Source organism: Flavobacterium algicola, assembly GCF_022399565.1.
Lineage (GTDB): Bacteria > Bacteroidota > Bacteroidia > Flavobacteriales > Flavobacteriaceae > Flavobacterium > Flavobacterium algicola.
The window spans coordinates 48,402-64,240 of record NZ_JAJTUT010000002.1 but is presented as its reverse complement, the minus strand read 5'-3'; the positions used below and the strand labels follow the sequence as shown (position 1 = coordinate 64,240).

The following is a 15,839-nucleotide window of genomic DNA, read 5'->3' as shown; positions in this document are numbered from 1 at the left end:
ACCTGTTACATCAGCTGAAATGCAAAGCAAAATTTAGGATTGTAGGTAATTCTGTAATTTTATGATTTCGTTACCAGCCGCATCTTCGGTATTATCTACAATGGCCGAAGAGTGATAAAAGGAGGTACTTGTATGTGTATGTACCAATTTTATGTTTGACGATCTTAAACCGCCTCCTGGCATGATTACAATCTTATCATTTGCCTTTTTTACTAATTCAGTTATCACATCAAGCCCTTCGATTACATCACTCCCCTGTCCTGCTGTAAGCAAAGTTGTAAATCCGCAGTTTATAATATCATTCAAAGCTTGGTCGATGTCGTCTACAATATCAAAAGCCTTATGAAAAGTACACGGCAAAGGATGTGCGAGTTTTACTAACGCTGCATTTTGAAATGTATTGATACGGTTATTTTTATCTAAAATTCCGAACACAAAACCGTCAACATCTAGCCTTTTAAACTTAGTAATGGATTTTTTCATCTCTTCAAACTCCTCAGAACTATAAACGAAATCTCCCCCTCGGGGACGAATCATAACGTTCAATCTAATCGAAAGCTGCTTTCTAGCCTCCTCCACGATATCGTACTCAGGAGTTGTTCCGCCAGCTTTCATATTAGCACATAACTCAACTCGATCCGCTCCATACGCTTGTGCGGTACGTGCTGATTCTAAATTAAAGCAAGCAATTTCCAATTGAAATTTATTCATGAAATAGTTTCTAATTTATTTTTAAAAAGTAGCATTATCTGAATGGCAGAGACTGAAAATCTAAATAAATCTCACCTAATCAACCTCATCTATTTCATGAAATAATCAGCGTCAATTAACTGGTTACCTGTACCATCATATACAGCGTAATTAAATCCTCCTTGAACACAGTAAGATCCATATTCCCCTTGCTTATTCAAAGCAATAAAACCAACCTGTATGTCTTTTAAAATTTTATTTCTGTTTTTTGTCAGTTTCACAATCCGCTCAACGGCCTCTTCACAAGCTTGCTGTGGTGTTTTTCCTTGACGCATTAATTCGACTACTAAGTGACAACCCGAAATCCTTATTACTTCTTCTCCGTGACCCGTTGCGGTAGCTGCGCCGATTTCGTTATCAACATACAAACCTGCACCAATAATTGGAGAATCACCTACACGTCCATGCATTTTATACGCCATTCCGCTTGTGGTGCATGCACCCGATAGATTACCATGAGCATCCAAAGCGATCATACCAATTGTATCATGATTTTCAATATTAGCGATGGGTTTATATTGACTAGTTTTAAGCCAATTTTGCCAATCTTTTTTAGATTCTTCCAGTAATAAATTCTCTTTCTTGAAACCTTGCGACAAAGCAAACTGCAAGGCACCATCTCCCACTAGCATTACATGAGGCGTTTTTTCCATCACAGCACGAGCTACCATGATTGGGTGTTTAATGTATTCTAAACAAGCGACAGCACCAATATTAGACTGTTCATCCATTATGCAAGAGTCAAGAGTTACACGCCCGTCTCTATCCGGTCGTCCGCCATAGCCAACGCTTCTTTCTTTTGGATCTCCTTCAGGTACTTTTACACCAGCCTCAACAGCATCTAGTGCACGCCCATTGGCATTTAAAACTTCCCATGCCGCTTCATTGGCTTTTAAACCAAATCTCCAAGTAGACAGTACTATCGGTTTTTTACCTTTTTTTACTGCTTCTGGTTTCTTCTCTTCTGGTTTTACTCCAAAAGAATTTAATGCTACTGCAACTGAAGCCACTGCAGCCGTTCTTAAAAAATTCCTACGATTACTCATTTTATCTCTTTTAAACTCTATATTATTTTTAATAAATAGTTGAAATCTACGTTCTATTACTGTTTTGATCGAACTTAATTTCTACTTCTTAATTCTTTTGAGCTGAATATGAATACGGGTAAGCAGCACTAGAATTACCTCGTTCTTCATTGGGTTTTTCGACCATTTTAAAGTCTAAGATTGCTCCCTTTTGAATATCAAAATGGTTGATATAGTTCTTACTAAAAACTTCATTATTCCATTTCAACTCTTCTACATATTTATTTTCAACTGAATTATGCGGAGCATTAATAATTAATTGCTTGCCGTTTTCTAAATGTAAGGTAACTTTTTTGAATAAAGGCGCCCCTAATACATATTCATCTGTCGCAGGACAAACAGGATAGAATCCCATCGATGAGAAGACATACCATGCCGATGTTTGCCCATTGTCCTCATCTCCACAATAACCATCAGCCTCTGGTTTGTAAAGACGGTTCATCACCTCTCTTGCCCAATATTGAGTTTTCCAAGGTTGACCCGCGTAATTGTATAAGTAAATCATATGCTGAATTGGTTGATTTCCGTGTGCATATTGCCCCATATTCATTATTTGCATCTCTCGAATTTCATGAATTACAGAACCATAATAACTCTCATCAAAAACAGGCGGCAGGCTAAATACAGCATCTAATTTCTCTGTAAACTTATCTTCTCCACCCATTAGATCAATAAGCCCATTAATATCGTGAAAAACACTCCAACTGTAATGCCAGCTGTTACCCTCTGTAAATGCATCACCCCATTTAAAAGGGTTAAAATCAGCGGGGAAGCTTCCGTCTTTATTTCGACCACTCATTAATCCAAAAGATGGATTAAAAACATTTTTGTAATTCATCATCCTCTTTTCAAAAATCTTAATTTCTTTCTTAGGACGATCTAGTTTTTTGGCCAACTTCCAGATTGCAAAATCATCATAGGCATATTCCAACGTTCGAGCTGCGTTTTCATTAATTTTTACATCATAAGGAACATAACCTAAGCTATTGTAATAGGATACTCCTTTTCTACCTACTGCATCCATTGGTCCTTCGTTATTAGCACCATTTAATAATGCATCATAAAGAGTCTCAATATCATACCCACGAAGTCCTTTTATGTACGCATCTGAAACCACCGATGCAGAATTATTACCTACCATAACATTTCTAAATCCAGGACTTGACCACTCGGGCAGAAAACCGCCTTCTTTATAATCATTTATTAAGCCTTCCTGCATTTCTTTGTTGATCGAAGGATATACCAGATTTAGTAAAGGATATAAAGCGCGGAACGTATCCCAAAAACCCGTTCCGGCATACATGTACCCAGATACTACTTTTCCGTTGTATGGACTATAATGAATGGTGCTTCCATTCGCATCAATTTCATACTGCTTCTGCGGAAAACAAACGGTACGGTACAAACAGGAATAGAACGTCTTAAGTTGTTCGTCACTGCCTCCTTCAACTGCTATTTTACCCAAAACACTGTTCCAATCTTGTTTTGAAGCTTCGACTGATGCTTCAAAAGTAGTATCACCCAATTCGACTTTCAAATTCAATTCGGCCTGATCAAAACTGATAAATGACGATGCAATTCTCGCACTGATTTTCTCCCCTTTTTTAGTTTTAAAACTTATAACTGCTCCAACGTGATTGTCTTTTAATTCCAATTTACTTGGCTGTAAAATAGAATCTTTCCAGGTATGATTGCTTTCAAATTTTTTATCGAAAACAATGACAAAATAGTTTTTAAAATTAGATGGTACACCTCCACTATTACGAGTAGTATAACCAATTACTTTTTGTTGCTCTGGAATAATTTTAATATAGGAACCTTTATCGAATGCATCTACCACTATTGAAGATTGATCATTCTCTGGAAAGGTAAACTGAAAATGAGCTGCACGCTCCGTTGTTGTCATTTCCGTAACTATATCATAATCGGCAAGATAAACACTATAGTAGTAAGGTGTAACGGTTTCTGATTTGTGACTGAACCAGCTGGCTCTTTCATCTTCTGTAAAAGTTAACTTTCCCGTAATTGGCATAATTGAAAACTGACCATAATCATTCATCCACGGTGATGGTTGGTGTGTTTGTTTAAACCCCCTAATTTTTTCTGCGGTATAGGTGTATATCCAGCCGTCTCCCATCTTCCCGGTTTGAGGTGTCCAAAAATTCATCCCCCAAGGTCTCGCAATGGCAGGATAGGTATTACCATTTGATAGATTGTGCGCTGATTGTGTCCCCATTAGAGGATTCACATACCGCACCGGATCTGCAATTGTTTGAGAATTTGATTCGAAAATCAAAACTAACAATGCAACTATAACTAATATCCTTTTCATCTTTTTATTTTTTTTTAAAAAATTTGATAGACTAAAATCTGCATCTATTTATTCTCCTGTTAATTCTACTTTTAGATTAAACATAGTAAAAAAGGGAGGGTAAAACCACTCCCTTTTTAAGAAAAATAAAAAAACAAACCAAACTAACTTATAACTTATCCCACCACACTCTTGTGGTAAGAATATCTGGACCTTGAGCAGCAATAGCTGCAGCATAATTTATCGGATTCACAACTTGTTCACTTGTTGCGTATGTTAATCTTCTAGGAATAGTACCATTCGTCTCATTACCTGGATAATTTACCGGAACTAAAGCAGGGAAACCAGTTCTTCTCCAATTTGCAAATGTCTCATATTCATTAAGAAAAGTCGCAGCCCAATATTGGTTCCCAATCATTTGCAACGCATTTGCGGCAACAAAAGGCTTCGTTGTTAAATACAATTGAATCTGTGCATCAGAAATGGTAGCTGCAGTTCCATAGATCGAAAGATATTTCATAGCTGCAGTAACTCCTGCATTGTAATGTGCTTCTACATTTCCGCCTGCTAAACCCCATCTAAAAGCAGATTCTGCTAACATAAATTCAACTTCTGCATAGGTCTGAAAAAACATTGGTGCATCTTCTCCTGTAATGATGGCGCGATTTGGCTCTGCATAAGCATCTGTATTAAGTTCTCCTGTTGCGGCTTTAAGTAAATCTGAATCTAGCCCATTAGGCAATCCTTTTAAATTAGCTACTACAGTACTTTTATCACTTCTTCTAGCTCCGAGAATAGGCAATCTTGGATCATCGCTTAAAAAATCAACGAATGTTTTACTTAATCTGGGATTACTATCTGCCGAAAACGCTTCTCCATTTCCATTTTTATTAATTCCTTCTGGGCCAGCTGAATGTTGAATATAAGCAATATCGCTGTTTGAAGTCATAACTCCCCCCTCAATAGCTTTGGTAGCCCAAGCTTGTGATGCCGCCGCATCTACTTTTATCATTCGCAAAGCAAGTCGCAACATCATCGAATTTGCATATCTTTTCCATTTGGCTTGATCACCTTTAAAAAGTAAATCAGCATCTCCCCATTCTGATGTTCCAGTACTCAATACAGCTGCTGACTCTTCTAATTCTTTTAATAAATCAGCATATATATCACTTTGTAAATCATATTTAGGTGTAAGATTTCCATCCAAATATCCTTTACCTGCTTCACTATAAGGAATATCTCCATACACATCTGTCAATCTTTGAAACATTACAACTCTCTGAATTCTTGCAATAGCAATCATTTCTGTAGGTTGCTCTTCCTCTTCTAATTGTACCAAAATATCTTCAATTGCTTTTATCGGCCCCGTGTAATAACGATCCCACAAAGATGAAGCATAATCCTTGTTCCAAAAATACTTATCACCCGACCAGTAACTAGCAGTTGTTGCAATATGCTGCATCATTGTAGATTGATAAATCAAGTTTGCTCTCCAGGCTTCGTAGCGTTCACCAGACATCCTGAGTTGCGCCGCTGTAAACTTACTTTTTGCATCTATTTGAGAAGATTTTGTTGGATCAACATTCAATTCTTCGTAACCATTATCACATGACGTCAAGACTAGTAATAATAGCATTATTTTAAAAATTACTTTTTTCATAACTATATCTTCTAAAATTTAACATTTAAACTTACTCCATAACTTCTTGTAGATGGCAATCCATAATATTCAAGACCCTGAGCATTACCATTGCTATAAGCCGATTCTGGATCAATATTATCTACAGATCTGTTGATATAGAATAAGTTTCTACCTATTAATGATACGTTTGCACTTGTCAAAAAGGTTTTATTTAAAGCCTTTATCGGAATATCATAACCAATACTTATTTGTCTGAATTTAATATAGTCTGCATCTTCTACAAACTCTTCTGCAATACCTGAAATTCGTCCCCAGTAGGTTGCTAAATTTTGAGGTGCAACTGTAGCAGTAAACGGTAAACCAGTAGCATCGTCAATACCATTGACAACCAATCCATCTTCACGACCTTCCAAAGTTACCTTATGCTGACCTCGCCCTACAGCTCCGGCATTAGTCCCAGAATAAATTTGTCCACCAAATTTTGCATCAATAAGGAATGAAGCACTAAAGTTTTTATAGCTAAACGAATTTGTTAAACCCATAGAATAAGGAGGAACTCCCTGACCTAATTGTTTGTTCCCGCCGTCTTTTGCTCTAGGAACACCATCAGAATCAATCTCATAAATGATCTCCCCATCAGCAGTTCTAGCATAAGAGGTACCGTAGATAACACCATAAGGTTGACCAACAATATGGCTAATTTGTACATTTTGAGTACGAGCTTGACCCAAATTAATATCTGAATTGGTAGCATTTGTCGCTACTACTTTCCCGATGTTATACGCGAAGTTGAAACTTGGAGTCCATCTGAAATTTTGTGTTCGAACTAAATCTCCAGAAATAAGCATTTCGAAACCTTTATTTGTGATTTCCCCTAAATTTGCGATAGAGCTTGAATAACCTGATGCTTGTGAAGCACTCACTGACACAATATCTTTGGTCGTCTTTTTGGCATAGTAAGCTAAATCAAGTGATAATTTACCTCCAAATAATCTTGTATCTAGTCCAAATTCAACCTCATCAACGTTATAAGGTACAAGATTAGCATTAGGAATCGTTCCATTTGAAATTCCACTCAACGATTGCCCTAAATGTCCTTGCCCTACAATACCGTAGGATAAACTAAGGGAATAAGGATCTGGAGCTCCTCCTGCTAGTTCGGAATATCCTGCTCTCAATTTTGCAAAGTCAATCCACTCTGGTAATTTAAAAGCCTCATTAAGTATAATACTTGTGTTAATTGATGTATACAAATCATTATTAGGAGTTGTTTTATTTGCCGCAGACAAAGTAGAAAACCAATCATTTCTTGCTGTGAAGGTCAAATAAATAAATTGTTTATAGTCAAATTCGAATGAACCATAGATTGAACTCATTTTTTGTTTGCTATACTGATATCCTGTGCTCTGATTTTCTGTGTTTTTGACAGTTTGCAAATCTGGTACTATAAAGTTGGAGCCGCTTAATGTCAATGTTTCTCTTACCTGAGTATTATTTGATGCTCCAATAAGTGAATTTGTAGAGAAGTTATTTGAAATTTTTCTATTCACTCCTATCATGATGTCAGAATCAATTTGAGAATACTTTGTTTCTTGCTCATACATACTTCCGAGTAATTGGTACGCTGTACCCCATGGTGCAATAAATGTGGTGTTTATAGAATATTCATCGATACCCGATCTTGCTGAAACATACAACCAGTCAAGGATATCATATTTTAATGAAGCCGATCCTATAATTCTATTCTTTTGATCTTCGTTCTTAAAATTGTAAGCAGCCCAATACGGGTTTGTTGCGTAGATATTGGTAGATGTAGCTCTTTCAGACCCATCTTCATTTGCACCTGGGTCCATAGTTGTAACATCTATATTTGCAGGTAAGACTGCCACAGAATAATTAGCATTTCCTGGAGAATCTGATAGTCTTGGTCTGTTTTGAGTATTCTCTCTTATATACTTAATGTTTGTGCTCAATGTTAATTTATCTGCTAAAACAGATCCTAAATTTAAGGAGAACGTCTTTCTATTAAGACCCGAATTTGGCACAATGTCAGCATTAGACAAATCAGATATTGAGAATCTATAATTAGATTTCTCATTAGAATTTGAAATCGAAATTGTATTTATGTAAGTTGCTGCAGTATCGTAAAACTTATCTAAATTGTTTCCTACATAAGAGTATGGCCTAACTACACCATCCCAGTTTACAACGTCTGAGCCGTCTAACTTTGCACCCCATGACGAATTAGGATTATCAAAAGCCATCGCTTGTGTTGTAGGTGCAACCCCTAGAGTTCCTTGTCCATACTCAGTTTGAAAATCTTGCATTGATGAATTCACCTTATCAAATAAAAGTGAAGAACTAAATTCAACACCAAAACCTTTTTGATTTTTCCCTGATTTGGTTGTAATCATAATTACACCATTTGCAGCTCTAGAGCCATAAAGAGCAGCGGCAGCACCACCTTTTAATACACTAATAGATGCAATTTCATCTGGATTGATACTAGAAATACCGTCTCCACCATCGCTACCACCATATGTTCCTGCAGAACCATTGGTATCATTACCCATTGGCATACCATCAATAATATATAATGGCTGATTATTCCCTGTTAAGGAAGTATTTCCACGAATGATAACTCTACTTGAACCTGCAGCTCCTGTAGAATTCCCCGTGATATTAACACCGGCAATTTTACCTTGTAATCCATTAATAGCATTTGTCTGTTTTACTTGTGAAACAGCATCACCTTTAACTTCTGTAATCGAATAACCTAGCGATTTTGCATCTCTCTTTATTCCCAGTGCAGTAACGACTACCTCTGTCAATGATTCTGCACTTTGATTTAAGGAAATATTGATTACCGATTTTCCTTTAACTGCAATTTCACTAGATTCATATCCCATAAATGAAAATTGTAAAACCGCATTATCACTTTGCACCTGTATGTTGTATTTACCATCCATATCGGTCGATGCACCGATCTTGGTTCCTTTCACAAGAATAGTTGCACCTGGTAAAGTCATACCGGTTACACCATCTTTAATTGTCCCTGATACTGTTGCTTGTGCTTTTATATTCTGGAAACCCAGAATGCAAAAAATAAGCAGAACTTTTGCTAATTGTTTAATCATAATGTAAATTTTAGATTAATTTTAAAGTTGTAATACTTGGTTAATAGTAAGTTAAACTTATAGATTAATTTCGATACCGATACATTATTTCGACCAACAACAAAGTGCAATAGTTATTAGTAGCTTGTGCAACGACTTCAGTAAATAAAATTTAGACTTTTAATAAAAAATTATCAAAATAAAAATTTAAAATTTTGCTATTTTGTGATATTAATCTATCAATTATTCCGCTTTATAAACTATATCGAAGCGTCTTTCAAATTAGCTCTTATGTAAGTCATGCAATACTCTTTAAGTAGTATTAGCGATACATTTATAAAAGATACATTTAACTGCGGTGATACTAGAATAAAAAATACGATGTCTTGAATTACAGAATTACCATTATTAAGCAGATTTAATGATAATTCATCAACAGGAAATAATCAAAAGCTAAATACATATAGTTATATTCAATGCGTTTTAGTATAGCAGTATAATTCTCTAAAGAATTTTACCTTTTTGTGTATAAATAATCTACTTTTAATAAATCAAGAATCGAAGCAAAGGACCTTCGATGGAGAATAATCGGAATATATTATGCTGTAAATTAAGTATTGATTCTAGACAAAAAGATTTATATACTAAAAAATAGTAAAAGTTAAATATTGTAATATAAAAAGTTAACTAAAATCAGTTATCGTTTTTAATTAATCAGTTTAATATAGTAATAAAACCCATACTTGTAATCTTCACAATAGAAACTGCATTTGAAGAGAAATATTTAATTGAACTCTATTTATTGAAATATTATAATGGATATTTAATCGCTACTAAGTAGTCAGTAATTAGAAAACTAGATCAAACTGCTCATACATTAGAACTAATCACTTGTACTTTCTACAATTCGATTAATTAATTTCTAACAGCATCAAAAAGGGCATTAAGTAGCTTTTGATTATTATCTAGGCTGTATTCCCAAAACATTGCACCACCAAGTCCCTTGCTCTTAATAAAATCTGATTTTAATTCTATTTCTTGAGTTGTATCATATGAGATAAATATATGATCCTCTGCATTCCACAAATACGAAGCTTTAGCCTTATCATCATACAGTTTTAAGTACTTTCCAGACTGTAACTCTTCTTCTATTTTCCAGTAAGGAATAATATCATTTGCAGCTTTTGATGGTTGGTACAGTCCATTATTATTTGGTGTAACTTGAACCCATTTTCTACCATAAAAAGGTAAACCAAGAATCAACTTATTTGCAGGTATTCCTATATCTAACATTCTATTAATGGCGTCAAAGCCACTATTTCCTTTAAAGCTTTCATCATCTGAAGTATACAAGTTAGCATGATGTCCCGTTTGATAATTTGGACCACTATAAAAATCATAGCACATAACATTTATAAAATCCAGATATTGATGCGCTTTGTTTAGGTCAGTATGTGTTATGTACTTTTGATCGGCACCCGTTGCGATAGTAAGCAAATGATGCGTTTTATAGTTTATATCCTGCTTGTTCAATTGCTTGCGTATTTCTGCTAGCAGTAATGTGAAATTCTCTTTGTCGTCAGCTCTAAAGATATTATCTTCCCCTAGTTGTCCTGGATACTCCCAGTCAATGTCAATGCCATCAAAATCATAAGAATTCATCAACTCAACGGCACTTACGGCAAATTTTTCTCTCGACTCGGGATAAGCAGCGATATCCGAAAATTGATCAGACCACACCCAGCCACCAATTGAAAATAATATCTTCAAATTAGAATTATACTTTTTTAGCTTCATCAAGTTTAGAATCTTTAAACTATCTGTAGCTAGCTCAAATTGAACACCTCCATCTACAATATTTGCAAATGCATAATTAATATGCGTCAACTTTTTTGAATCTACTTTTGCGACATCAAATTCTTCATATCCTGCCACATAACCTATTATTTTTAAATCGCCACCTTTTGACTTTTGATTTTTATCTAATGATGAACAGCCATAAAAGTTGGTCATTATCAGAAATAGAAAACTCAACTTAATATATGATTTATATGATTTAAAAATATTTTTCATAATAGTTTCTTTAAAATAGGTTTCTTCATCAATTGCTGTTCGTACTAATTTAATGCAGTTGTGCTATGTTGTAAAAGTGATGATTTAAAGTTCGCAATCTGCAACTAATATCCTGCCACAAAAATGCAATTTTAAGAAATAATTTTATTCATCAACTTATCTATTTATTTTAATATCTTACTATTAATCTTCGATTTTTCGAACTTTATCCAGCCATGTATATTTTAAAATAGCCGAAGTTATTAAAAATACAACAAGCGATACTACCATTTTCGGATAGTCTCTTATTAATAAAAATATGGGTAGCACTATCATGCTCGACTGCCATACAATCCCTATCGCACAATTGATCATATCGAGCAAAAATTCTTTATTTTTTTCGAAAGATGTATCCTCGATCTGAAGTTCTTTGTACACAGGTTTCCACCAACCCCATGGCTTTACATTTTTATAAAAGGATTTTAAAACTTCTATGTCCGTAGGTCTTGTTAGAAAAGTCCCCAACAAACAACCTAAAGTAGAAAAGCTAAAGATTATAGGAAACATATAAATATCTTTTAGCTCAGATAATTCATAAAGTAACGTTCCATCAGTAAATTGTCCTTTGCTCTGTCCTAAAACAAACTGCAGTGAAGCTACAACAAGTCCAGCAAACATTCCCCAAAAATATCCCCAACCATTAAATCGCCACCAAACCCATTTTAAAAAATTGGCTGCTACATAACCACCAAATAAAGCACTAGTTATCCACAATGTCAGCGAATTGATAGAGTCTGCAAAGAAGCCCATAAAAACACCTAGTCCAACAATAACAAATGAAGCAACATGACTTACTTTAATATAATGCTCACTTGTCGCAGTAGGCTTAAAATATTTTTTATAAATATCATTAACAATATAAGCAGGTCCAGCATTCACAAATGCCGAAAAAGTAGACATAAAAGCGGCCAATAAACCTGCAAGTAATAATCCTTTAATACCAACTGGGACATGAAAATTGATAACAGTTGGCAATAGTATTTCTAAATCACTCCCACTTAGCGCAGGATTATTTATCATTTGCGGTGCTAGTGTCATTAGAGCAATAACAACAATACCACCAATCAATAAATACCTTGGAATAAATAAAATTAGGTTGGTAAATCCGCTCATATAAGCGGCTTCCTTTACTGACTTTGTAGATAAAATTCGTTGTAGATCATAACTAGGTGTCGGACCAGCAATGCTGGCAAAAAAACCTTTGAATAATGACATTCCTATTAGTGCTCCAAACATTTTATATCCTTCAGTATTGATCAAGTTATCAAAAGCTTGGTATTTATTTGACCAATGACTACCTAATTCCATATCAAAAAAGACATTTTTCCATTCTTCAGTTATAACTGCATTAACCTGTAGGTCACTATAATGTATCAACGTATAGCCAGCCACTAGTAATCCCGACAGAACCATAATTCCATATTGCAATACTTCAGTCGCTACGACCGAGAACATTCCACCCTTAATGGTGTATAATGTGGTCAAGATGATAATTATTAGAGCATAGGAGTGTTCGGAACTTAAAAATTCCGTTCCGTTAAAAATTACTGCCATATCCCATGGTAGAATTACGGTAAGAAACTTTCCTATACCTTCAAAAAAGTAGGCTATGAAACCAATTGTCGAAATTATTGCAAATACAGCGACAATAATATGCGAAGCTTTACCTGCTTTATCGTTACCAAATCGGGTCAGTATCCATTCAGAACCTGTCATTATATTAGACCTTCTTATCCAAACCGCTAAGAACATCATTACAAAAATCTGGTTCCATATTGGCCATAGCCACATTAACATAAAACTTTTTACACCATACAAAAACAAGATTCCAACCATCCATGCGGTACCCGAAACATCAAACATTCCTGATCCATTACTCAAACCTAAATAATACCACTTGATTGATCGTCCTCCGAGAAAATAGTCGTCAAGACCGTTTGAAGATTTTCTAGAAATCCAGATACCTATACCAATAGTTATAAGGACGTAAATTACAATTATACTTAAATCGATTATATCCATTATTTTTTATTATTAGTTATTGCTACTCCCCATGCTTTATTTGGTTTTGACCCCATCTTAAAATGCAATACTCCACCATCAAGTATTTGTTTGTGCGATAAAGTTGTTTGATTAAATGCATCACCATTTAAAGTGGCAGATTGAATATAAAAATTGGTGCTCGATACATTTTCTGCTTCAATTACAAAAGTTTTACCGCCCGTTAATGTTATAGTTGATTTTTCGAAAATCGGACTTCCAATCTCATAATTTCCAGAAGCTGGATTCATAGGATAGATACCAATAGAACTAAAAATATACCAAGCCGACATTTGGCCACAATCTTCATTACCGCTCAAGCCGTTGGGAGTAGTGTTGTATTGTGTTTCCATAATATGATGGGCCCAATATTGCGTTCTCCATGGTTGTCCTGCACTATTAAATAAATAAGAAATATGATGACTTGGTTCGTTACCATGTGCATACTGCCCTATTAAACCAGATATATCTGCAGATACATTGCTTCCTGTGATTTCTGAACTTTCTGTAAATAATTTTTCCAATCGGCTAGCAAAAATTTCATTGCTTCCGTGCAGCGAAATAAAGTCAGGGACATCTTGCGGCACAAACCAGCTATGTTGCCATGCATTTCCCTCTGTATAATCTGTCTGTTCTCTGTGGTTAGAATGTTTAGGATCAAAAGGTTCGTTCCAAGATATACCATCTTTGGATTTACCTCTCATAAAGCCTGTTTGAGGATCCATTAAATGATGATACGCTTTCGATCTTTCTAAAAAGTACTTATAATCTGCTTCTTTACCCATGGACTTAGCCATTTGTGCAACACACCAATCATCGTATGCATACTCTAATGTAATAGTTACAGATTCATCAAGTAAATCATAGGGTATAAAACCATATTGCTTGTACAAATCAAGACCACGTTGGTTCTGCATCATGGTAGTTTTCACAGCTTCGTAAGCTTTATCAGCATCAAAACCAGTTATCCCTTTTTGATAAGCATCCACGATTACAGGAATTGAATGATAACCTGTCATAGTATTTGTTTCATTGGCATAGAGTGTCCAAACAGGTAGTATTTTTTTGGTATCATAATAGGATAACATCGAATTGATAATATCCGATACTTTATCAGGAGCTATTAATGTTAATAATGGATTCTCTGCTCTAAAAGTATCCCAAAGTGATAAAGTGGAATAAGCAGTAAAATCTTTTGCAATAATAATACTATCGTTCTCCAAACGATACTCACCATTTTTGTCACTATACGTCACGGGCGCAATTTGGGCATGATACATTGCAGTGTAGAAAATGGTTTTTAGCGAATCTACAGATGATTCAACTTTTATTTTAGACAGAGATGTATTCCAAACATTTTCTGCAGCAATTTTTGCTTCACTAAAAGTTTCTGCATCTAAATTTTCTTTTGCGTTTTTGATGCTTACAGATGAAACTGCGACCTTGACTAGTAATTCAGTACTACTTTGAGTCTCAAAAAACAATTGAGCCGATGTTTTTTCTCCCTCGCTCTTAGTCCCTTTAATAATTTTACTGTTGGCTGTAAGTAAATGGTTTTTTAATGGTTTAGAAAATTTCGCAACAAAAAATACTTTTTGATTTTTCGCCCATCCAGTACTGTAACGATATCCTGTAATGGTATTTTTATCTTCGACATTTATACTTGTTTCCAAAGCTTTGTCCCAATTAATAGCATATCCTAGGTCAATAACCACTGCTTGCTCATCACCGTTGGCAAAAGTATACTTCTGGTATGCTGTACGTTGTGTAGCTGTAAGCTCTACATTGATTTTGGGATCTTGTAAAAATACTTGGTAGTAACCAGGGCTAGCATGTTCATTAGCATGAGAATAAAAGGACTTAAAAGGTAATTCATCTCTATTGGTAGTTTCTTTGGTCAAATCTACCTTTTTATTAATTGGCATAAGTAAGATATCAGCTAGGTCACCGATACCTGTACCACTTAAATGTAGATTACTAAAACCGACAATTATATTATCTGAATAATGGTAACCCGAACACCAATCCCAATCAGATTTTCCGTTATCGGGACTCACTTGCACCATACCAAAAGGTACCGTTGCACCAGGGTAAGTGTGACCGTGACCACCTGTTCCTATAAAGGGATCTACATAAGTAGATACGTTTTCTTGAAGCTCTTTTGTTGCTGAATTATCTTTACAACTAGAAATAACAACCGACACTAAAATAAGTAAAATCTTGCTCTTCATTTGTTAAATATCTTAATTTTACTTTAAATTTTCATTAATTATTCGACTCTGAAAATAATTTTAGACGGATAACATCTAAACGATGCTAAACATCAAAAAAGAAGTAAAATTCTCTATTTGAATCACCCAAATTTGCAGAAGTCGAAGTTTTTACTGTAGGGTTATAATTTGAAGTATTTATAGCGTCTATTTTACACTTAATAGCAGATTGGAAGAATTCATTCTTAAATCGTATTTATTATTCCTGTCAGTACCATAACCCTTTTCGTTGATTTGAATTTTAGCAGGTTGACTTCAGTTACTTCGTAAGGAGAAGGAACTCATCACCATATTCTACATCCCTGCTAAAAAAATTTAAATTTTTTGGTCTATAATACTATTTTGATTCGAAAATGAACAAGTTATTAGTATTAAATTTATCAGACTTAATAGGAAAAAGATTTGTTAAAGTAGTAAAGCATATAGGGTGATTTCGATCGAAATGGATAGCTTCGTTATGATACTATAATGCATAAAAAAAGGGATGACACATTAGTCACCCCAGATCACAGA

The 15,839-nt window shown here is 34.9% G+C and carries 8 protein-coding genes; all 8 read right to left on the bottom strand.

Annotated elements, in window-relative coordinates:
• Positions 1–33: 33 nt before the first annotated feature.
• The 8 genes from LXH21_RS07310 to LXH21_RS07275 all read right to left on the bottom strand — a co-directional run bounded on the left by LXH21_RS07310 (position 34) and on the right by LXH21_RS07275 (position 15,287).
• Entirely contained in the window at positions 34–711 is a 678-nt protein-coding gene (locus LXH21_RS07310; protein WP_239863998.1) for a copper homeostasis protein CutC, read from the bottom strand.
• 89 nt (positions 712–800) lie between these two features.
• Positions 801–1,796 carry an isoaspartyl peptidase/L-asparaginase family protein gene (locus LXH21_RS07305; protein WP_239863991.1) on the bottom strand — a complete coding sequence of 332 codons (996 nt, stop codon included), beginning with the start codon at positions 1,794–1,796 and terminating at the stop codon, positions 801–803.
• Positions 1,797–1,884: 88 nt separating this feature from the next.
• Positions 1,885–4,167, bottom strand: coding sequence for a GH92 family glycosyl hydrolase (locus tag LXH21_RS07300; RefSeq protein ID WP_239863982.1), 2,283 nt, complete (start codon positions 4,165–4,167; stop codon positions 1,885–1,887).
• 148 nt (positions 4,168–4,315) lie between these two features.
• On the bottom strand, positions 4,316–5,806 hold the full coding sequence (locus tag LXH21_RS07295; RefSeq protein WP_239863968.1) for a SusD/RagB family nutrient-binding outer membrane lipoprotein: 1,491 nt from the start codon (positions 5,804–5,806) through the stop codon (positions 4,316–4,318).
• An 11-nt stretch (positions 5,807–5,817) separates the two neighbouring features.
• Positions 5,818–8,925 carry a SusC/RagA family TonB-linked outer membrane protein gene (locus tag LXH21_RS07290; RefSeq protein WP_239863959.1) on the bottom strand — a complete coding sequence of 1,036 codons (3,108 nt, stop codon included), beginning with the start codon at positions 8,923–8,925 and terminating at the stop codon, positions 5,818–5,820.
• Positions 8,926–9,819: 894 nt separating this feature from the next.
• On the bottom strand, positions 9,820–10,977 hold the full coding sequence (locus LXH21_RS07285; RefSeq protein ID WP_239863949.1) for a glycoside hydrolase family 18 protein: 1,158 nt from the start codon (positions 10,975–10,977) through the stop codon (positions 9,820–9,822).
• 183 nt (positions 10,978–11,160) lie between these two features.
• Entirely contained in the window at positions 11,161–13,038 is a 1,878-nt protein-coding gene (locus LXH21_RS07280; protein ID WP_239863947.1) for a sodium:solute symporter family protein, read from the bottom strand.
• Positions 13,038–15,287 carry a GH92 family glycosyl hydrolase gene (locus LXH21_RS07275; RefSeq protein ID WP_239863946.1) on the bottom strand — a complete coding sequence of 750 codons (2,250 nt, stop codon included), beginning with the start codon at positions 15,285–15,287 and terminating at the stop codon, positions 13,038–13,040. Before LXH21_RS07275 ends, LXH21_RS07280 begins: the two co-directional genes overlap by 1 nt.
• Positions 15,288–15,839: the final 552 nt, after the last annotated feature.